Annotated in this window: 16 protein-coding genes and 1 riboswitch; of the genes, 15 read left to right on the top strand and 1 reads right to left on the bottom strand. The window is 35.9% G+C overall.

Annotated features, from left to right (window positions below; genetic code table 11):
• Positions 1 to 35: 35 nt before the first annotated feature.
• On the bottom strand, positions 36 to 851 hold the full coding sequence (locus BLQ56_RS03260; RefSeq protein ID WP_238457153.1) for an alpha/beta fold hydrolase: 816 nt from the start codon (positions 849 to 851) through the stop codon (positions 36 to 38).
• A gap of 374 nt (positions 852 to 1,225) precedes the next feature.
• Here BLQ56_RS03260 and BLQ56_RS03255 point away from each other — a divergent pair, with 374 nt between their 5' ends.
• The 15 genes from BLQ56_RS03255 to BLQ56_RS03185 all read left to right on the top strand — a co-directional run bounded on the left by BLQ56_RS03255 (position 1,226) and on the right by BLQ56_RS03185 (position 21,040).
• A complete protein-coding gene (locus tag BLQ56_RS03255; protein ID WP_090849825.1) occupies positions 1,226 to 1,948 on the top strand; it encodes a (Fe-S)-binding protein in 723 nt (240 codons plus the stop codon).
• A 1-nt stretch (position 1,949) separates the two neighbouring features.
• Positions 1,950 to 3,374, top strand: coding sequence for a LutB/LldF family L-lactate oxidation iron-sulfur protein (locus BLQ56_RS03250; RefSeq protein ID WP_090849823.1), 1,425 nt, complete (start codon positions 1,950 to 1,952; stop codon positions 3,372 to 3,374).
• A 3-nt stretch (positions 3,375 to 3,377) separates the two neighbouring features.
• Positions 3,378 to 4,100 (top strand): LutC/YkgG family protein, encoded by a 723-nt coding sequence (locus BLQ56_RS03245; RefSeq protein WP_090849821.1) that lies wholly within the window; start codon positions 3,378 to 3,380, stop codon positions 4,098 to 4,100.
• Positions 4,101 to 4,284: 184 nt separating this feature from the next.
• Positions 4,285 to 6,354 carry a bifunctional aldolase/short-chain dehydrogenase gene (locus BLQ56_RS03240; RefSeq protein WP_090849819.1) on the top strand — a complete coding sequence of 690 codons (2,070 nt, stop codon included), beginning with the start codon at positions 4,285 to 4,287 and terminating at the stop codon, positions 6,352 to 6,354.
• 99 nt (positions 6,355 to 6,453) lie between these two features.
• Positions 6,454 to 7,215, top strand: coding sequence for a DeoR/GlpR family DNA-binding transcription regulator (locus BLQ56_RS03235; RefSeq protein ID WP_090849817.1), 762 nt, complete (start codon positions 6,454 to 6,456; stop codon positions 7,213 to 7,215).
• Between the two features lie 114 nt (positions 7,216 to 7,329).
• Complete coding sequence (locus tag BLQ56_RS03230) at positions 7,330 to 8,295, top strand: AraC family transcriptional regulator (protein WP_238457152.1); 966 nt, start codon at positions 7,330 to 7,332, stop codon at positions 8,293 to 8,295.
• Positions 8,296 to 8,450: 155 nt separating this feature from the next.
• Positions 8,451 to 9,869, top strand: coding sequence for a rhamnulokinase (rhaB, locus tag BLQ56_RS03225; RefSeq protein ID WP_090849815.1), 1,419 nt, complete (start codon positions 8,451 to 8,453; stop codon positions 9,867 to 9,869).
• 27 nt (positions 9,870 to 9,896) lie between these two features.
• Positions 9,897 to 11,153: an L-rhamnose isomerase gene (gene rhaA / locus BLQ56_RS03220; RefSeq protein WP_090849813.1), complete on the top strand. Its 1,257-nt coding sequence runs from the start codon at positions 9,897 to 9,899 to the stop codon at positions 11,151 to 11,153.
• 472 nt (positions 11,154 to 11,625) lie between these two features.
• Complete coding sequence (gene rhaD, locus BLQ56_RS03215; RefSeq protein WP_204381060.1) at positions 11,626 to 12,483, top strand: rhamnulose-1-phosphate aldolase; 858 nt, start codon at positions 11,626 to 11,628, stop codon at positions 12,481 to 12,483.
• 96 nt (positions 12,484 to 12,579) lie between these two features.
• Positions 12,580 to 13,728 carry an iron-containing alcohol dehydrogenase gene (locus BLQ56_RS03210; protein ID WP_090849811.1) on the top strand — a complete coding sequence of 383 codons (1,149 nt, stop codon included), beginning with the start codon at positions 12,580 to 12,582 and terminating at the stop codon, positions 13,726 to 13,728.
• Positions 13,729 to 13,845: 117 nt separating this feature from the next.
• Complete coding sequence (locus BLQ56_RS03205; RefSeq protein WP_090849809.1) at positions 13,846 to 14,502, top strand: DUF421 domain-containing protein; 657 nt, start codon at positions 13,846 to 13,848, stop codon at positions 14,500 to 14,502.
• Positions 14,503 to 14,625: 123 nt separating this feature from the next.
• Positions 14,626 to 14,716, top strand: a riboswitch (cyclic di-GMP riboswitch).
• A gap of 43 nt (positions 14,717 to 14,759) precedes the next feature.
• The gene (locus BLQ56_RS03200) at positions 14,760 to 15,074 is read left to right on the top strand and encodes a hypothetical protein (protein ID WP_090849807.1); all 315 of its coding nucleotides are present in this window, start codon (positions 14,760 to 14,762) and stop codon (positions 15,072 to 15,074) included.
• A 272-nt stretch (positions 15,075 to 15,346) separates the two neighbouring features.
• Positions 15,347 to 18,133, top strand: a complete 2,787-nt coding sequence (locus BLQ56_RS03195; RefSeq protein ID WP_090849805.1) for a glycoside hydrolase family 3 protein — start codon at positions 15,347 to 15,349, stop codon at positions 18,131 to 18,133.
• A 321-nt stretch (positions 18,134 to 18,454) separates the two neighbouring features.
• Positions 18,455 to 19,090 carry a pentapeptide repeat-containing protein gene (locus BLQ56_RS03190; protein WP_090849803.1) on the top strand — a complete coding sequence of 212 codons (636 nt, stop codon included), beginning with the start codon at positions 18,455 to 18,457 and terminating at the stop codon, positions 19,088 to 19,090.
• A 228-nt stretch (positions 19,091 to 19,318) separates the two neighbouring features.
• A complete protein-coding gene (locus BLQ56_RS03185) occupies positions 19,319 to 21,040 on the top strand; it encodes a cellulase family glycosylhydrolase (protein ID WP_238457151.1) in 1,722 nt (573 codons plus the stop codon).
• Positions 21,041 to 21,053: the final 13 nt, after the last annotated feature.

The following is a 21,053-nucleotide window of genomic DNA, read 5'->3' as shown; positions in this document are numbered from 1 at the left end:
TTCTAGATCGTTCTTTGATAGTCTTTGACCCAAAATTATTTGGAGAGATGAGCTAATAGCTCTTTTCCAACTAAGCTAGGCTGATCCAACATTAAATAATGGCTAGCATTAGGAATTAACTTAAAGACAGATTGTGGTACTGCTTTGTGTAGCATTAAGCCCCAGTAAGGAACAAGGTAGCGATCATGCTGTCCCCATAGAAACGTGGCTGGACATTTAATTGTATTTAAGTATGGAACAAGATCCTCAGTTTGGTGATGATTTAAAGCAAGCGATGCTTGTTGAAGTTCTTCAGGGCCTGATTTTGTGGCAAAAGGCATCGTGAATTTTTTTAGTAATTCCGGTGAAAGATTAGAAGGATAATACATCCCTTCTATTAGCATCCGTTCAATAAAGAGCGGTGATGGCACAAATTCTTCAGCTACTGGATACCGAATTGAGACTACTTTTGGTAATGGCCAGTTAGCATAACAAACCCCATCAATGACTACGATACTTTTAACTCGAGTGGGTTGTGTGACGGCTAAAATCTGAACAACGCCTCCACCTAAATCATGTCCAACAAAATGAGCACTTGGTATGTTTAGTTGATCTAGGACATTTAAGATATAGTTTGCTTGCTTTGGAAGTGTTAAATCATAATAAGGTCCACGATCTGACTTGCCGTAACCAATCATATCCACAGCTAGAACGGCATAGTTTTTCTCAAGATAAGGAATAACATAATCCCATAGGTGAGAATTGGTTGGGATTCCGTGAACTAATACAACTACATCCCGCGCATTAGGATTATTAAAAAAACGTACATTCATGTGATAGTTACCCACATTTATTTTTCTTTCTTCCATCATTGTACTTACCTCCCAATAGATTCTGAAGTAATGTATGCACAATAAAAGTTAAATTGCCTGTCTAACTAACCCATTTTTAATGATGGAACTCATTAAAAACTAACCACATTAAATTGATTTGAATCAATTATTTATTTTAGCAAATGTATGATGTCGATTACATTTTTTTGCTTTCAACTATATCCCATAAAACTCAATCACTAGGGCTTTCTCTATTATAAAAACAACTAAATAAAAATAAATAAAAGTAAAAATACAATAAAATAAAGAAAAACGGGTGTTTTTTAACTTTTAATATTGTATACTTTAGTAAAATATATATGAACATTATGTGAAAACCGATTAATCAAACATAAAGAAATGGGAGGACAAAGATGAAAGTCTCATTATTTATCACATGTCTTGCAGATATCTTTTATTCAAATGTTGGTAAAGATACAGTCGAATTATTAGAAAAGGTTGGGTGCGAGGTTCATTTTCCAGAACAGCAAACTTGCTGTGGACAGCCGGCATATAACAGTGGATATCATAAAGAAACAAAGGAAGTTGCAAAGCATATGATCCGAACCTTTGAGAACTCAGAATATGTTGTTTCACCTTCTGGCTCATGTGTAGCCATGCTTCATGAATACACTCATCTTTTTAATGATGATAAAGAATGGAAGGCGAGAGCGGAAAAGTTAGCGAACAAATCCTATGAATTAACCCAGTTTTTAGTAGATGTATTAAAAGTAGAAAACGTGAATGCTAGTTTAAAAGCTACTGCTACCTATCATAAGTCCTGTCATATGACACGTTTATTAGGTGTTAAAGAAGCTCCATTAAAGCTTCTTGAAAATGTAGAAGGATTAAAAATGTCACCGCTTCCAAATAGTCATGACTGTTGTGGATTTGGCGGTACTTTTTCTGTAAAGATGGTGCCTATTTCAGAACAAATGGTCGATGAGAAGGTAAGGCATATTGAGGAAACAGGTTCAGAGATTTTAATTGGTTCAGACTGTGGCTGTTTAATGAATATTGGCGGACGCATCACTCGACAAGGTAAACCAATAAAAGTAATGCACATTGCAGAAGTGTTAAATAGTGAGGTGAAATGAAATGCCGATGAAGATTGGGAATGAGAAGTTTTTTGATCGAGTAGAGGATGGAATAAATAATAGCTTTATGAGAAATGCCGTTGCGTCTGCTCAGGAACGAATGCAGGGAAGAAGATTGAATGCAACTGAAGAACTAGGTGATTGGGAAGAATGGCGTGAGCTAGGTGAGGAGATTCGTAATCATACATTAGAAAACCTTGATTATTATCTTGATCAATTAAGTGAAAATGTGATTAAACGAGGCGGACATGTTTTTTTCGCAGAGACGGCACAGGAAGCAAACGACTATATCTCAAAGGTTGTTAAAGATAAAAATGCTAAAAAGATTGTAAAATCAAAATCCATGGTTACTGAGGAAATTAATTTAAATGAAGTACTTGAGCAAGCTGGATGTGAGGTTATTGAAACAGACTTGGGTGAGTATATCCTTCAGTTGGATGATCATGATCCACCTTCACACATTGTTGTACCTGCACTTCACAAAAATAAAGAACAAATTAGAGATACTTTCAAAGAAAAAAAGGGCTATGATAAATCAGAAATTCCAGAGGAGCTTGCCTTATTTGCTAGAGAGCAGCTACGTGGAGAATTTTTAAGTGCGGATGTTGGAATCACAGGATGTAATTTCGCAGTTGCGGAATCCGGCTCATTTAGTTTAGTAACAAATGAAGGGAATGCTAGGCTTGCAACCACTCTCCCAAAAACACAGATAACTGTAATGGGAATGGAGCGAATTGTCCCTACCTGGGAAGAGCTTGATATATTAGTAAGCTTGTTATGTCGTAGTGCGGTAGGACAAAAGTTAACGAGCTATATTACTGGATTAACAGGTCCAAAGGATGAAGGGGATATTGATGGACCAGAGGAATTTCACCTTGTCATTGTTGATAACGGGCGTTCAAACATACTAGGTACCGAATTCCAAAGTGCACTCCATTGTATTCGTTGTGCAGCCTGTATTAATGTGTGTCCTGTTTATCGTCATATTGGTGGTCATTCGTATGGTTCTATTTATCCGGGGCCAATTGGTGCCGTACTAACACCCCTTTTAGGCGGGTATGAGGATTATAAAGAATTACCATATGCATCATCACTATGTGCGGCATGTACAGATGCATGTCCAGTGAAAATACCATTGCATGAACTCCTAATTAAACACCGTCGAAAAATTGTTGAAGATGAGGGTAAATCAAGCTTTGGGGAGAAGCTAGCAATGAAAGGCTACCAGCTTGCAGCAAGTACTCCAACTCTTTATAAGGCTGGAACGAAATCAGCAAATGCAGTTATGTCTCCCTTTACAGAAAATCATTCGATTAAAAAGGGACCAGGTCCAATGAAGCCATGGACAGATGTACGTGATTTTCCTGCACCAACAAAAGATAGATTTAGAGATTGGTTTAAAGCTAATCGAAAGGAGGAGCAGTGATTCATGGAAAAGGGGCAAATTTATCATAAAGACCAGTTTTTAGCAAATGTTGCAGCAAAGCTTGGCCGTGAACGAAGAACAGAGGCAGTTATAAAGCCAACTTGGAAACGACAACCACAGTGGAATGTATTGAAAGATGCATCACAGGATGAACTTGTTGATGTATTGAAAAAACAATGTGAGGTCATTCATACTCAAGTATTTGAGGTGGATACTTCTAGCTTAAAAGACAAAATTGATGCAATCTTAGAGCAATATGAAGCAAGTTCAGTTATTACATGGAATGACAAACGCTTTGCTGACTATGGGGTGGAGCAATATTTGTTTGAGCAGCTTACCTCTGAGGGAAAGGAAGTCCATAAGTGGGATCTTTCGGTCGGCCATGAAAATATTATACAAGCAGAAAAGGCAGATGTCGGAATCACATTCAGTGATATGACACTCGCAGAATCAGGTACGGTCGTTTTATTCAGTGATGCTGATAAGGGAAGGTCAGTAAGTCTTCTTCCTAAAACATATATAGCAATCATTCCAAAGAGTACAATTGTTCCAAGGATGACACAAGCAACAAAACATATAAGTAATTTAGTAAAGGCTGGGGAGTTAGTGCCTTCTTGCGTAAACTTTATTTCAGGACCAAGTAATAGTGCGGATATTGAACTGAATCTAGTTGTTGGGGTTCACGGTCCAGTGAAGGCTTCTTATATTATTGTGAATGATAAATAAGGTGAAGGCTACTGCTTAGTTGCGGTGGCCTTTGAATATATCTCTTTTTCAAAGGAAAACAAAAATGACACAAAATGTTCAAAAAAGTATTCCAAAACAAACAAACATGTTGTAGAATAAAAACAGAAGAAAACAAATGTTTATGTTGATTTATCAAAAGTGATTAAAGATGGGGGAATGAATAATGGTAAAAAGCTTATGGGAATCAGAAAAAGCAGCAAGCTTATCTAAAGGGGTAGATGAGTTAGTATATCGTTCGAATTTAATTGGTACAGATCGTGCTGTTTGTAACTGGGGTGGCGGCAATACATCAATGAAGACAGTTGAAAAAGACTTCCGTGGCCGTGATGTAGAAGTGATGTGGGTTAAAGGTAGTGGATCAGATTTAGCAACAATGAAAGCGCATAATTTCACAGGACTTAATTTAGAAGATATTAAGCCTCTTATTGAACGCGATGAAATGCCTGATGAAGAAATGGTTGCATATTTAGCACATTGCATGATTGACAGCAAACATCCACGTGCATCCATTGAGACATTATTACATGCATTTTTACCATATAAGCACGTAGACCACACACATCCTGACTCAATTATTAGCCTTTGTTGTGCAGATAATGGTCGTCAAATTGCAGAAGAGATTTACGGTAATCGCTTTGTTTGGGTACCATATGTACGTCCAGGCTTTACACTATCAAAAATGATTGCTGAAGGTGTTAAAAATAACCCGAATGCAGAGTTAGTATTGATGGAAAAGCATGGTTTAGTCGTTTGGGGTGACACTGCAGAGGAAAGTTATGAAAAAACAATTTCAATTATTAATGAAGCAGAACAATATATTACTAGTAAAATAGACGAGTCAAAAACGTTCGGTGGAGCAAAATATCAATCATTATCAGAAGAAGAAGCAAGAAGCATTGTGGCTCAAGTAATGCCTGTTATTCGTGGGGCTGTAAGTGACGAAAAGAAAATGCTGTTAACATATGATAATGGTGAAGATGTCCTTCAATTTGTAAACAGTTTAAATGCAAAGGACTTATCACAAGTAGGTGCTGCTTGCCCAGACCACTTAGTTCATACAAAAATGAAGCCATTATTCATTGACTGGGATCCACAATCAAAAGACGTTGATGCTTTAATTTCCAGTATCAAAGCAGGTGTTGAAACCTTCAAAGAAGAGTATAAAAATTATTTTGAGCGCAATAAAAATGAAGGCGACAAAATGTTTGAGCCAGCACCAAGAGTCATACTAATTCCAGGACTAGGAATGATTAACTCTGGCAAAAATCTAGTAATGGCTAACGTAAGTGGTGCCCTTTATCACCGTGCTATTGCTGTAATGAAAGGTTCTACAGCATTAGGTGAATTCGTATCACTAAATGAAAATGAATCATACAACATTGAATACTGGCCACTAGAGCTTTATAAACTATCACTTGCTCCAGCTGAAGCAGAATTTTCACGTAAGGTTGCTTTTGTAACAGGTGGTGCTGGTGGAATTGGGAGTGCAACATGCCGTCGCTTCGTGTCTGAAGGTGCACATGTTGTTGTTGCTGACTTAAACCTTGAAGGTGCACAGAAGGTTGCTGCTGAAATTAATGAACAATATGGTGAAGGTCGCGCAATTGCTGTGAAGATGGATGTCACAAAAGAAGACCAAGTTAAAGCTGCATTTGAACTAACTGCTCTTACATATGGTGGGGTTGATATCATTGTGAATAATGCAGGTCTTGCTACTTCAAGTCCATTTGATGAAACCACATTAGATGAGTGGAATTTAAATATGAATGTACTTGGAACTGGTTATTTCTTAGTTGCTCGTGAAGCGTTCAGCCAAATGAAGCAACAAGGAATAGGCGGAAATATGGTATTTATCGGTTCAAAGAACTCAGTTTATGCTGGTAAAAATGCATCTGCATACAGTTCAGCAAAAGCACTTGAAACACATTTAGCTAGATGTATTGCAGCTGAAGGTGGAGAGTTTGGAATTCGTGTAAACTCTGTTTTACCTGATGCAGTACTTCAAGGCTCTGCAATATGGGGATCAAGATGGCGTGAAGAGCGTGCGGCTGCATATGGAATAGATCCAGATCAATTAGAGGATCACTACCGCAAACGTACAACATTGTTAGTTAATATCTACCCAAATGATATTGCAGAATCGATTGCATTCTTCGCTTCTTCAAAAGCAGATAAAACAACCGGTTGTATGATTACTGTTGATGGCGGTGTACCTGCTGCATTTACTAGATAATCGAACATATGATATAGTATTTTTACTAAGAGGTGGGATAGGTGTATGACACACCACCACCTTTTTTTCAAACTTATATGAAAACTAGGGGTGTACAAATTGCTAGTAGCTGAGCGACATCATAAAATAGTCGAGTTGGTCAATGAAAAATTGAGTGTTAGAGTTTCAGAGCTAAGTCAAGTGTTTGGTGTAACAGAAGAAACCATTCGTAGAGACCTTGAGAAATTAGAAAAAGAAAACCTTCTACAGCGAAGCCACGGTGGAGCAGTGAGTATTAAAAAGGAAGAAGCAGAAATTCCTTTTCTAGAACGAGAAATAATGAATGCAACAGAGAAGAGAAGAATTGCACTTGAAGCTGTTCGTTTAATCTATCCTGGTGATCAAATTGTATTAGATGCTAGTACAACCGCTTGGTATATGGCAAAGGAATTACCAGATATGCCGCTTTCAGTCATTACAAACTCGATCAAAGTAGCGTTAGAGTTAAGTAAAAAGGAACAAATCAAGGTTATCTCAACAGGCGGAATGCTTGTGCCAGAATCACTTTCATATGTGGGGCCATTAGCTGAAAGGTCACTGCAAATGTACCATGTCAATAAAGCATTTATATCTTGTAAGGGTGTACACTTGGATGCAGGACTTAGTGATTCAAATGAATGGCAGGCACTACTGAAGCAACAGATGATGAATATAGCGGATGAAACCATTTTAATGGCTGATTCAACAAAGTTTGGAGTTCGTACTTTTGTTCAAGTAGCGGGACTAGATCAAGTGGATCAAATTCTGACAGACTCAAACATACCAGGGAAGTTTATCGAAGAGTTAAAGGAGAAAAATATTCAAATAAAACTAGTAGATTAACACTCACAAACGCGTTAGAGATCTTAAAATCATTTTTGAGATCTCTAACGCGTTTGTCATGTTTTGAAAGAATGAGATAAAATAAAGTTAAAGGAATGTGAGGTGTGTACGATTATGCCAAATTTACTAGAGGAATTAATGGAAATAACAGATGAAGAAAAAGCGATATTAGAAAAGAAAAATGCAGTTTTAAAAGATATTTATACAAGTCAAAACCATTTTATCATCGAGAGTGAGAAGTTTCTTAGCAAGGAAAAGATGATTATGGTCCGTAAACATACTAGGTTTATCGACTTTCCAAAGCATAGGCACAATTATATTGAAATTAACTATGTGTATCAGGGATCACTTACTCAAAAGGTTGGTAATGAAACGATTCATTTAACCCAAGGTGACTTATTATTTTTAAATCAACATATTGAACATGAAATCGCTGCTTGTGCAAAAGAGGACATTATCTTAAATTTTATTATTCAACCACAATTTTTTGAATTCATCTTTACGTACTTATCCTCAGATAATATAATAAGCGACTTCATTATTAATAGCATTTATAATAATACGCAAAACGGTCAGTTTCTTTATTTCGCTGTAGCAGAAGTAGAAGAGATTCAAGATCTTATTAAGAAAATTATTCATGATCTTATGTACCCATCATTTCTGTCAGATTCAACGAGTAAGCTCTATATGGGTCTATTATTACTTAATCTCATTAAACATTCCGATAAAATCACGCTAACGAAAGAAGATTCCTCCCATCATTTTATCGTTGTTGAATCGTTAAAGTATATTGAAGAACACTTTCAACAAGCGTCACTATATGAACTTGCCGAACAGCTACACCTTCCACACTACTCATTAAGTAAATACATAAAAAAGTCTACTGGCTACACATTCAAAGAGCTTCTTCAAGAAAAACGTTTGGGGAAAGCTAAGGAACTATTAGAAAGTACAAATCTACCAATAACCTCTATTATCGAACAAGTTGGTTATGATAATATCAGTTACTTTTATCGTATATTTAAGAACAAATACGGACAAACACCTAAACAGTATAGAGAACATCTGCCAAGTCAATAGCGGCAGATGTTTTTTTATTATTGTTAGATATCGGTGGTCTTGTAATACTCTTGGCAAATAAGGACAATAAATAAGATGATTCAAGACATTAAAAATGGAAGATTGATAAGTTATGATTAATTTATAGCAAACGCTTACAAGTGAGAGGTGTAATCATGACGAAATATAGTTTAGCAGTTGATATTGGTGCATCAAGTGGTCGCTTGATTATTGGGTATCTTAATGATGGCAAACTAATACTTGAAGAAATTCACCGGTTTGAAAACCAAATTGTTCGTAAAGGACAACATTTCTGCTGGGAAGTTGACAAGCTATTCAATGAAATCAAAACGGGAATCAAAAAGTGTAAGGAAAAAGGAATTAAACCAGATAGTATCGGAATTGATACATGGGCGGTTGATTTTGTTTTATTAGATGAAAACAATGAATTACTGACAGATGCTGTTGCTTATCGGGATGCTAGAACAGATGGGATGATGGAAGAAGTTTTTAAAACGATTTCCAAAGAGCGTTTGTATTTAGAGACAGGGATACAGTTTCAAAAATTCAATACAATCTATCAACTATATTCCTTGAAACAAACACACCCGGAAATTCTAGAAAGAGCCCAATCCTTTTTAATGATTCCTGAGTACTTTAATTACTTACTTACTGGAAAAAAGGCGAATGAATATACGAATGCTACTTCGACACAATTAGTGAATGCATTCACGAAAAAGTGGGACGGTAGTTTACTAGATACATTAGGTATCAATAAAGAGATGTTTCATGAAATAAAAATGCCTAAGACCGTCTTAGGTAACCTAAAGGAAGAGCTAGTTTCAGAGTTTGGATTTGATATGAAAGTAGTCTTACCTGCTACACATGATACTGGTTCAGCGGTCATCTCAGTGCCTGAAGTGACCGACACGATTTACATTAGCTCTGGAACATGGTCATTAATCGGAGTAGAGAACCATTTTCCAATCTGTATTACAAAGGCACTTGACTATAATTTCACAAATGAAGGTGGAATGGATTATCGCTACCGTTTCTTAAAGAACATAATGGGGCTATGGATGATTCAGGAAGTTAAGAGGAATTACAATGACCAGTATTCATTCGCTGAATTCGTTGAATTAGCAAATGAAGCGATTGGGTTTACATCAACGGTTAATGTTGATGAGGATCGATTCCTGAAGCCAGAAAACATGATTGAAGAGCTGCAAAAGTATTGCGCTGAAACAAACCAAACAATTCCTTCAACGCCTGGAGAAGTCGCCAAATGTGTTTTCGATAGTTTAGCTTTTAGCTATCAGCAAGCCATCGGTGAAATTGAAGAAATCTATGAAAAAGAGTTTCCGAGAATTAATGTCATTGGTGGCGGATGTCAAAATGAAATGCTCAATCAACTGATTGCAGATGTGACAAAGAAAGAAGTTTATGCTGGACCGGTTGAAGCGACAGCCATCGGAAACATTGTTGCACAATTAATGTCACTTGGTGAAATAGATGACATTAATGAAGCAAGAATGGTTATTAAAAAATCATTTGAGATAAAAAAATACACACATAAAAAAACATATGCAAATTAAATATAGGCAGTGAAAGGAAGAGAATAGATGACAATCCAAGAGAATTTTGAATATGCAAAAAAACAATATGAAAAATGGGGAATCAATGTTGATGAGGTATTAGCACAATTGAAGAAAGTTCCGATTTCAATTCATTGTTGGCAAGGTGATGATGTAGGAGGATTTGAGGTAAATCAGAGTGAGTTATCTGGTGGAATTGATGTAACTGGTAATTATCCTGGTAAAGCAAGAACACCAGATGAGTTACGCCAAGATCTAGAAAAAGCATTATCATTGATACCAGGTAAACATCGAGTGAACTTACATGCAATCTACGCGGAAACAAATGGGGAAGTAGTCGAGAGAGATCAACTTGAACCTAAGCATTTTGAAAATTGGCTGAACTGGGCAAAGGAGCAAGGTTTAGGGTTAGACTTTAATCCAACATTATTTTCCCATGAGAAAGCTGAGGATGGACTTACATTGTCACATCCGAATGAAGAGATTAGAGAATTCTGGATTAACCACTGTATTGCTAGTCGAAAAATTGCAGAACACTTTGGTAAAGAATTAGGCACAACATGCTTAACAAATGTGTGGATTCCTGACGGATATAAAGATATCCCAAGTGACCGATTAACACCTAGAAAAAGATTAAAGGAATCACTAGATAAAATTTTCGCAGTAGAAATTGATGAAAAGTATAATGTCGATGCTGTTGAAAGTAAGTTGTTTGGAATTGGATCAGAGTCATATGTTGTTGGATCACATGAATTTTACTTGGGGTATGCATTAAAAAATAATAAGTTATGTTTACTTGATACAGGGCATTATCATCCAACTGAAATGGTTTCAAACAAAATTTCATCGATGTTACTATACAGTGACAAGGTTGCCTTACATGTCTCAAGACCAGTCCGTTGGGATAGCGATCATGTTGTCATTTTAGACGATGAACTTAAAGAAATTGCATTAGAAATTGTCCGTAATGATGCACTTGATAAAGTTATGATTGGGTTAGATTTCTTTGATGCAAGTATTAACAGAATTGCTGCTTGGACGATTGGAACAAGAAATATGATTAAGTCTTTATTAGCTGCAATGCTTACACCAAATGAATACTTGAAGCAATTACAAGAAGAAGGTAATTTTACAGAACGACTAGCATTAATGGAGGAATTCAAAACATATCCATTTGGCGCGATTTGGGATTACTATTGTGAGCAAATGGGTGTACCTGTTAAGGAATCATGGCTAGAGGATGTTAAAAGCTATGAAGCAGAGGTTTTGTCAAAACGCTCATAAAGAAGATACTAAAGAAAAACTAGGTCATTGATCTAGTTTTTTTGTTTTTTAAAAAGGCTCTTTTCAAAAAGATTGTTGTTTTAAAACTTATTTAATTTGATCGAGCTCGTTGATTGGAACGGAAGGTATGTGACTCCTGCGGGATGCGAAGGATATCCCATGAGACCGTAAGATAAAGGAGGCTCATCACCTGCCCCGCGGAAAGCACATACCTGGAGTGGAAATCAACATCCCCTTGTTAAATTGTTACTTTCTTTTTCAAAGAAAAAACAAATAATACAAAAGGGATAAGTTGTAAAAGTGTCAAATATTTGACATAAACAAAAATAAAACAAAATGGTAATCTTTATTTATGTTTACTTTTCTTTATTTACTTTGTATTATATAAGTATAAGATATCAATAAGTTTTAAGAGGTAAATCACAAATAGCATTAATGTGAACCAATACGATACTCTAAAGGAGAGATCATGATGATTAATGAAAACGAAATTAAAAACCTTATGATAAAAGATTCTTTATTGGCAGCACCTTTCGTACAAGAAATGATGGCAGCCACTTATAATATGTGGACACTTGGTTGGGATGAACGTAATGGTGGGAATATAAGCTATCTTTTAAAAGAAGAAGAAGTAACACCATTCTTGGATATTAAAGACAAAGTTCGCACAGCAATTCTAGAGTTCCCTGTCCCAGAACTAGCTAACCAATACTTTATTGTCACTGGATCTGGCAAGTACTTTAAAAATGTAAAAGACAATCCTGGAGATTGCCTAGGTATTATTCGTGTAGATGGAAAAGGGAATTCTATTGATATCTTATGGGGACTTGAAAATGATGGGAAACCGACTAGTGAATTACCTTCTCACTTCATGAGTCATATTGCACGGTTAAAGGTCGATAAAAACCACCGAATTATCATGCATAACCACGCAACAAACATTCTTGCAATGACATTTACTCATGAATTAGATGAGAAAAGCTTTACGAAAACACTTTGGCAAATGTGTACAGAATGTATTGTCGTTTTCCCAGATGGCTTAGGAATTTTACCTTGGATGGTACCTGGTACTGATGAGATTGGACAGTGTACAGCTGAAAAGATGCTTGATCACAGATTGGTCATTTGGCCATTTCATGGAATATTCGGTGCAGGCACTACAATGGATGAGACTTTTGGTTTAATTGAAACAGCTGAAAAAGCTGCTCAAATTTATACACTTATTCATTCTCATCAAGGTGGAGTAAAGCAAGTGATAACAGATCAAGAACTTGCAGATTTAGCGAAGGCCTTTGGTGTTACTCCAATTGAAGGAGTACTTACTATATAATTTACATCAAAGAAAAGAGAGGCTTTATATGTCTCTCTTGATTAATCGAAAAATATGTGAAAGATTGAACAATCTTAAAAAAGGGAGAGCATATGTATGGGACGCGTAGTATATGTACCAAGTACAAATTTAATGGGAAGAGGATGCCTAAATGAAGTAGGACCATTTATTCAAGATCTAGGTTTTAAAAAAGCATTTGTAGTAACTGATAGATTTTTAAATAAAAGTGGAATTGTTGGTAAGGTTCTTTCGGTACTAGACAGTGTTGGAGTTGAGTATCAAGTATATGATCAAGTGAAGCCTAATCCAACAACTGTGAATGTTCATGATGGTGTAGATTCTTATAAAGACAGTGGTTGTGATTTTATTGTATCTGTTGGTGGGGGTTCACCACAGGATGCAGCAAAGGGAATCGGACTAGTGTTAACAAATGGTGGTCATGTAAAAGAATATGAAGGTGTAGGGAAAACAAAAAACAAATCTGTTCCTATTGTAGCCATTAATACAACAGCTGGAACATCAGCAGAATATACAATCAATTACGTGATAACTGACGAAGAACGCCAAGTGAAAATGGTTATGGTTGATAAAAATAGTTTAGTAACCATTTCTGTAAATGACCCTGAGCTCATGGTTGGTAAACCAGCAGATTTAACAGCTGCAACAGGAATTGATGCATTAACACATGCGATTGAAGCAATTGTTACACCTGGAGCTTTTCCTGTAACAGATGCGACTGCACTTGCAGCAGTTGAAACGGTATTTAAATATCTCCCAAGGGCAGTTAAAGATGGCCATGATATAGAAGCACGAGAACAAATGGTATATGTGATGTTCTTAGCTGGAATTGCTTTCAACAACGCAGGTCTAGGTTTTGTTCATGCAATGGCACACCAGCTTGGAGGAGTATATGATTTACCACATGGTGTTTGTAATGCGATGCTATTGCCGATTGTTGAGCGTGAAAATGCAAAAAGAGATCCAAAGAAATTCAGAGCAATTGCTAAAGCAGTAGGGTTAGAAGTGGTAGGTAAAACAGATGAGGAGTGTGCCGGAGAAGTTATAGAAGCAATCAAGGCCTTATCAAAAGAGGTAGGAATCCCTAGCAAACTTTCTGAATTAGGTGTAACCGATGTTGATCTTGAAAAGTTAGCTGATAACGCCTTAAAGGATGCCTGTGCACCTGGAAATCCATTTATGCCTACTAAAGAAGAAGTTGTATTGATGTATAAAGAGATCCTTTAGAGTTTAAGTCAAAATCACCCGTGCAGTTGGGTGGTTTTTTTGTAGAGCTACTGTACTTAAATAGAATAGTTCCGAGCAATTGGGAAATGATACTAATAAAAATAGTGAGGTTTCACAATGACGTTACTTTTGAAAATATTAGTGATTTATCTCGTAACGATTGCTGTTATGAGATTAATGGGCAAGTCTACCATCATTCAAATGACGCCGTATGATTTAGTTGCCATCATTATTGTTGGAACTGTTGCCTCAGAGCCTTTAATAAGTACAGAGTTCTTACCAACGATTTTTGCACTTGCCATCCTAGTAGGACTTCATATCTTGTTTGGATTTTTAACTTTGAATCAGTGGGGAAATCGTTTTTTTCTAGGTGAACCAACAATCTTGATTAAAGATGGAAAGATCATTGAAGATAATATTGAAAAATCAAGGTTATCTGTTGCACAATTACTCTCTATATTACGAAGTAAAGGGTTTCCTAAGATTTCAGATATTGACTATGCGATACTTGAACCAATTGGAGAGGTTAGTATCATCGTAAAAGCTGAAAACACCCCCGTTACAGTCAAACATCTGGAAATCTCAATAGATGATGAAGGGTTCCCCATTTCAGTAATTATTGATGGGAAAATTCAAGTGAAAAATCTTAAATTGTTAGGAAAAACAAAAAGTTGGTTATTGGAACATCTAGACGATCAAGGACTAGATCGCAAGGAAGTTATTTATGCTTATGTAAATGAAAAAACAAAGAAACTTAAAATAAATAGAAGATAATCAAGCTCGCTTAAAAGCTGCTTATTACTGATAACGTGGATTCAATTCTTTGTTACCTTTTGACTATGAAAGTCGAATTTTGTCGTGTATAATAGGTAAATAGATGGCTAAAAACATCTAAAGTAGAGAAAATGGCAAACTTATCGAAAGGTAAGGACGCAAAACCACGGGTCTAAAGTATTGATTTTAATGCGATGATAGCCGGGTTACCTCATAGGTTTATTTGGTAACCCGTATTTTACGGGGGGAAGAGAATAATGAATACAAAGAAAGAAGAAGTGCGTAAGCAGATTCAATTGTTTTTCAAATTGTTAGAAAAACATAAAGATATCCCACAATCCATTCCATATTTCAAGAGCTATTTAAGGCAATTGATCATGAAAAATAGAGGATCGGATACAATGATACCAACAATTGAAATGATGACCGTTTTAAAGAATGAGAAGCCATTGGTGTTTCAACTATTAAAACAACAATCAAAAGGTGACTATAACCTAGAATTTCTAACTGGACTAAGTATGAATTATGAAGATGCTAAGGGAAAGTTAGAGTTATTCCTTAATCAAGAATAAGTTAACCAATTTTATGAAATACAAAATGAACGCTTAATCGATATATATAATTTAGAAGACTGTTCTAGGAAACCGCAAATTCAAGCGAGCTTAGGGCAGTCTTTTTCTATTTCTACATATTAACCTATTAGAGAAACATAGCTAATTTTTATCTGATTTTTACTCTGTTTTATGATGTGTTTAGTGTAACCGCTTACTGTTAAAATGGATTAAAAAGATCACATTCTTATGGATAGTGCTTAGTTAATAAAGAAGAAAATGGAGGCTACAAAATGAGTAATCAACAGATCGGTATTCCATTAAAGGGTTTTGCAGAATTTAGTAGAAAAGTTGCTGCAGAAGGGGCAGTTTTATTAAAGAATGAGGGACAAATTCTCCCTATTAAAAGAGGGGAGCAGGTTTCCGTTTTTGGAAGAACTCAAATCGATTATTATCGTAGTGGAACAGGTTCAGGTGGTAGTGTAAATGTTGAATATACTACGAATCTATTAGATGGTCTAAGAAGTAAGAAAGAAATAGTAGTAAACGAGGAGCTAGCATCTGTCTATGAAAATTGGATTGAAGAAAATCCCTTTGATGATGGAGGTGGTGGCTGGGCAGCCGAGCCTTGGCATCAAAAGGAAATGCCATTAACAAATGAACTAGTAAGCGTTGCGCGAAATAGATCTGATAAGGCGGTTGTTGTCATTGGTCGAACAGCTGGAGAAGATCAGGATAACGCAGCCGTTGAAGGTAGCTATCTATTAACCTATGAAGAAAAAGAAATGATTAAATTAGTTAGTAGTCATTTTGAACAGATAGCAGTTGTCTTAAATGTATCGAATATTATTGATATGAGCTGGATAAATGATGAGGGTATCTTATACCCTATACAGGGAGTTATCTATACATGGCAAGGCGGGATGGAAGGTGGAAATGCCGCAGCTGATGTACTTGTTGGTGATGTAACACCAAGCGGGAAATTACCTGATACTATCGCTAATTCTATTTCTGATTATCCTTCAACAAGTAACCATGGAAGTAAGGTTAGGAACTTTTATCAGGAGGACATATATGTAGGCTATCGCTATTTTGAGACGTTTTGTCCTGAAAAGGTTCAACATGAATTTGGTTTTGGGTTATCATATACAGATTTTTTCATTGATCCAGTGCATGCAAAACTAGTTACAATAGACGGAGAAAAGGTCATTGAAATAGATGTAACAGTTTCTAATACTGGGGAAACATATGCCGGTAAAGAAGTAGTGCAAGTCTATTATGAGGCGCCACAAGGTAAGTTAGGTCAACCGGCTAAAGTGTTAGCGGCATTTGAGAAAACGAGTCTACTAGAACCTGGTGGAAGTCAATCACTTACAATTAGATTTCCAGTGAACAGCATGGCTTCATATGATGATAGCGGAATCACAGGTCATCCGTCCTCATATGTGTTAGAAGAGGGAGTGTACTGTTTCTATGTAGGAAACAGTGTTAAGAATGTTAAAAAGGTATTGTTTGATGCAGAAGAGGGATTACATCTTGAGACACTTCAACTGATAGAAGAGTTAACTGAGGTGTTGGCACCAACGGAGGATTTCACAAGAATGAAACCAGGGGTTCAAAAAGCAGATGGATCCTATGAGTTAACATATGAAGATGTACCAAAACAAAAGAGTTCTTTGGAAGAGCGTATTCTTAAGAATCTACCAGCTACAATTAAACAAACTGGTAATCAAGGCTATAAATTAAAGGATGTATTTGATAACAATGTAAGTATGGAGACATTTATAGCCCAGCTAAGCGATGAAGACCTTGCAACAATTGTTCGAGGAGAAGGGATGAGTAGTCCATTAGTTACTCCTGGAACTGCTTCTGCTTTTGGTGGGGTTAGTGACAGTCTATTTAATTATGGAATTCCAGTTGGTTGTACTGCAGATGGTCCTTCTGGTATACGGATGGATAGTGGACATAAAGCAACACAAGTTCCTATAGGTACTTTGCTTGCTGCAACTTGGAATATTGATTTAGTTGAAGAACTCTATGTTATGGAAGGACAAGAGTTAATTAGCAATAACATTGATATGTTACTTGGACCTGGGTTAAACATTAGACGTAGTCCCTTAAACGGCCGTAACTTCGAATATTTCTCTGAAGATCCACTCATTACAGGAGCATTTGCTACCGCTACAACAAAGGGAATTATGAAAGGCGGATCAAATGCTACACTTAAGCATTTTGCTTGTAATAGTCAAGAACATGAGCGTAATAACGTAGATGCAGTTGTTTCTGAACGTGCTCTGAGACAAATTTATTTAAAAGGATTCGAAATGGCAGTTAGACAAGGTGGAGCAAAGGGGATTATGACATCCTATAATCCAATCAATGGTCATTGGGCAGCTTCAAATTATGATTTGAACACAACTGTTCTTCGTAAGGAATGGGGATTTAATGGAATTGTAATGACAGATTGGTGGGCTAAAATGAACGATGTTGCCTTTGGAGGTCCAGCAGATACAAAGAACACGAACTTTATGATTCGGGCACAAAACGATTTATATATGGTTGTTAATAACTATGGTGCAGAGATAAATGCATCAAATGACAATACCATTGAATCAATAAAAGCAGAAACTTTAACACGTGGTGAATTACAACGTTCTGCTATTAATATTTGTGAATTCTTAATGCATGCACCTGTCTTTTCGAGGAAACAAGTAATTGATGAATTTGTAAATACATTTGAAGCAAATTCGTCACTCGCACCAGCTGAGGTTCATGATCTATCAAGAGATTCACAAGTTAGTCCGAATACTTCAACATCAACCTTTATAAAGGTTGATAACCCTGGCTTTTATCGCATTATTGTAAAGATAAAATCCGAGGAAACTAATTTATCTCAAACGGTTTGCAATGTTAGTTTAAATGAGCAGCTGATGACTACTATTCAAACGAATGGTACAGAAGGACAATGGATTAAACAAAAATTGGTAAAGATTAATCTGGAAGAAGGACTATATGAATTAAAGCTAGATTTTATCAAACCTGGTTTAGAGATTGGCTGGATAGAATTTAAGGAGATCTAAAATAAAGGCTGTTTTCTAAAAGTTTGTTGTTTTAGATATAAAACATTGAAATGGTATTCAGCCTGCGGTTTTATAAGTAACAATCTATACGAAAACAGCTAAAATAAATGAATAGATTTCATATGCAAAGTAGTAATGAAAGCTCAGATATAATCTGAGCTTTTTTGGTCGCTTTTTTCTAATTCTGCAATTCGTCCTTGAATTATTTACTAGATTTTCTACTATTGCACACAATTAGTAAGAAAAATATAGTCTTTTTATTTTATGAGAAATTTCTTATGATGACTAAGGACGATTAAATAAGATGAAAGAGGTAGTTCGATGAAAATTGATTCACCTAAAATTGTAAGCAATTTACCTGTTAAAAACTTTCAAGATATCTTTTATGAAGAAGATCCAGAACTTGAAATGTGTATCATTAATGATTCTTTATTTACGGATGAAGCACTACATAGAGTGCGGTTATCTAAAATGGTCATTAAAAATAGCAAGTTTAACAATACTGATTTTAGCAATATAGACATGATCGATGTTATCTTTGAAAATTGTGATTTCTCTAATGCTAATATGAATAATTCTTCTATCCATAGAGTTGAATTTAAGAACTGCAAATTGCTAGGGGTAGACTTTACAGAATCTCGTTTTGGCAATGTTGTGTTTGATCAATCCGTATTGAACTTAGCATCATTAGGAAATTCTAAATTCGAAAAAGTTCGTTTTGAAGATGCATCCTTAGTTAATTCAGATTTTTATGATTGTATCTTTAAGAATGTGGAGTTCAAATTATGCAATCTTAACAGTGCTAACTTTGAAAAAACATCACTTAAAGGAATTGATATTAGTAATTCTACATTTGAGTCACTTACAGTTTCTATTGCTGACCTTAATGGTTGTAAAGTATCTACTCATCAAGCAATTCAATTCTCATCTTTATTAGGATTAGTTATTACTGATTAAATCAACTCGCTAAAATCCAATCGTGGAACCACCGGCATAAACCTCCTTGATTGAAAACAATTGCTGGTAGTTCTCTCGAGTTTTAGCGTGTAATCCAAAACCGAAGATAAACCTCTTGTTTGTACCTTATTTTATATCTAGTTTTATGTATATGAATGTCCATAAAGCTATGATAAATTTTGGTAAGCGTTTACAATAACGCAAAAACAACTAAAAAGGAGTGTTTTTATGTTCGGTCGAAAAGGATTTATGTTTTTGTTAGTAGCTATTTTGATGATGACTTCATTCGTAACTTCACCAGGGCAAAGTGTCGATGCTTCAAATGCTAAAAAAAAGAAGGATATCGATATCCAGGAATATGCTGCTGATATGCAGCCTGGTTGGAATTTGGGTAATACATTTGATGCAGTCGGAACGGATGAGACTGCCTGGGGTAATCCACATGTAACAAAGAAATTCATTGAAAAAATTGCAGCACAAGGTTACAAAAGCATTCGAATTCCGGTAACGTTTGATCAGAAAATGGCTCCAGGACCTGATTATAAGATTAACTCTGACTTCCTTAAACGATTAGAGCAAGTTGTTCAATGGTCTATTGATGAGGGTATGTATGTGATGATTAATATTCACCATGATTCTTGGATTTGGATTAGTGATGGAATGAAAAACGATCATGATGCAACTGTTGAGAGATATAACGCCATTTGGAAGCAACTAGCCAAACGTTTCAAACAATATCCTAACCAGTTAATGTTCGAAAGTCTAAATGAACCACAATTTATTGGAACTTCTGTGGAACAAGATCAATATTTACATGAGCTTAATGTTTCCTTCCATGAAATCATTAGAAAATCAGGTGGGAAAAATAAGGTTCGTCCACTTGTGCTGCCAACATTACATACAGGTTCTGAGGAGCATAAGATAAATGCACTTCTTGAAACGATAACTGAATTGAATGACCCGAATATTATTTCGACTGTTCATTATTACGGATTCTGGCCATTTAGTGTGAACGTAGCAGGTTACACTCGCTTTGAGGAAGATACGAAAAATGATATTATCAACACTTTTGACCGCGTTCATGAGGCATTTACTGCCAAAGGAATCCCGGTCGTTATCGGAGAATATGGTTTGCTTGGCTTTGATACAGCTTTAGGTACAATCCAACAAGGTGAGAAGCTTAAATTTTTTGAGTTTATGACCCATTATGCACAAGAAAAAGAACTAATCCACATGTTATGGGATAATGGCCAACATTTCGGACGTGAATCTTTTAAATGGTCAAATCCTGCATTATATAACATGATGAAAACCAGTTGGAAGACACGCTCGGCAACGGCAGATTCTGATTTTATCTACTTGAAAAAAGGAGCAGATATTGCAGACGAACAGCTTAGTCTCCAATTAAATGGTAATCAGTTTGTTTCACTAAAATTAAATGGGAAAGACCTCCAGGCTGGACTAGATTATGAATTGAACGAATCAATCTTAACGATAAAAAAGAGTCTTCTAACAAGGCTTACAGCTTCTAATCAAATTGGCACAACTGCTGTTTTAACTGCAACTTTTAATCAAGGTGTAGATTGGGAAATAAATGTTATAGCTTATGAGACACCTACTGTGGAAAGTGTAGAAGGAACAACGAGTGATTTTTCGATTCCAACACAGTTTAATGGTGATCAATTAGCTACAATGGAAGCTAAATATGCAGATGGAAGTAATGCAGGTCCTCAGGGGTGGACATCTTATAAAGAGTTCGGTTATACCTTTGAGCCGCTTTATGACAATAATCAAGTAGTCTTAAAACAGAATTTCTTTAATGAAATTAATGATGGAGATGTATTCTTAACATTCCATTTCTGGAGTGGAGAGAAGGTATCTTATCAGTTAATAAAGTCTGGAAATCAAGTGATTGGAAACATCGTTACTGAAAATGGTAACGAAAACTAGAAATCTTAACTTT

Origin of the sequence: Litchfieldia salsa, assembly GCF_900104555.1 — a bacterium.
In the GTDB taxonomy this organism is placed as follows: Bacteria; Bacillota; Bacilli; order Bacillales; family Bacillaceae_L; genus Litchfieldia; species Litchfieldia salsa.
Note: the sequence above shows the minus strand (reverse complement) of the source record. Positions and strands in the feature narration are given on the sequence as shown.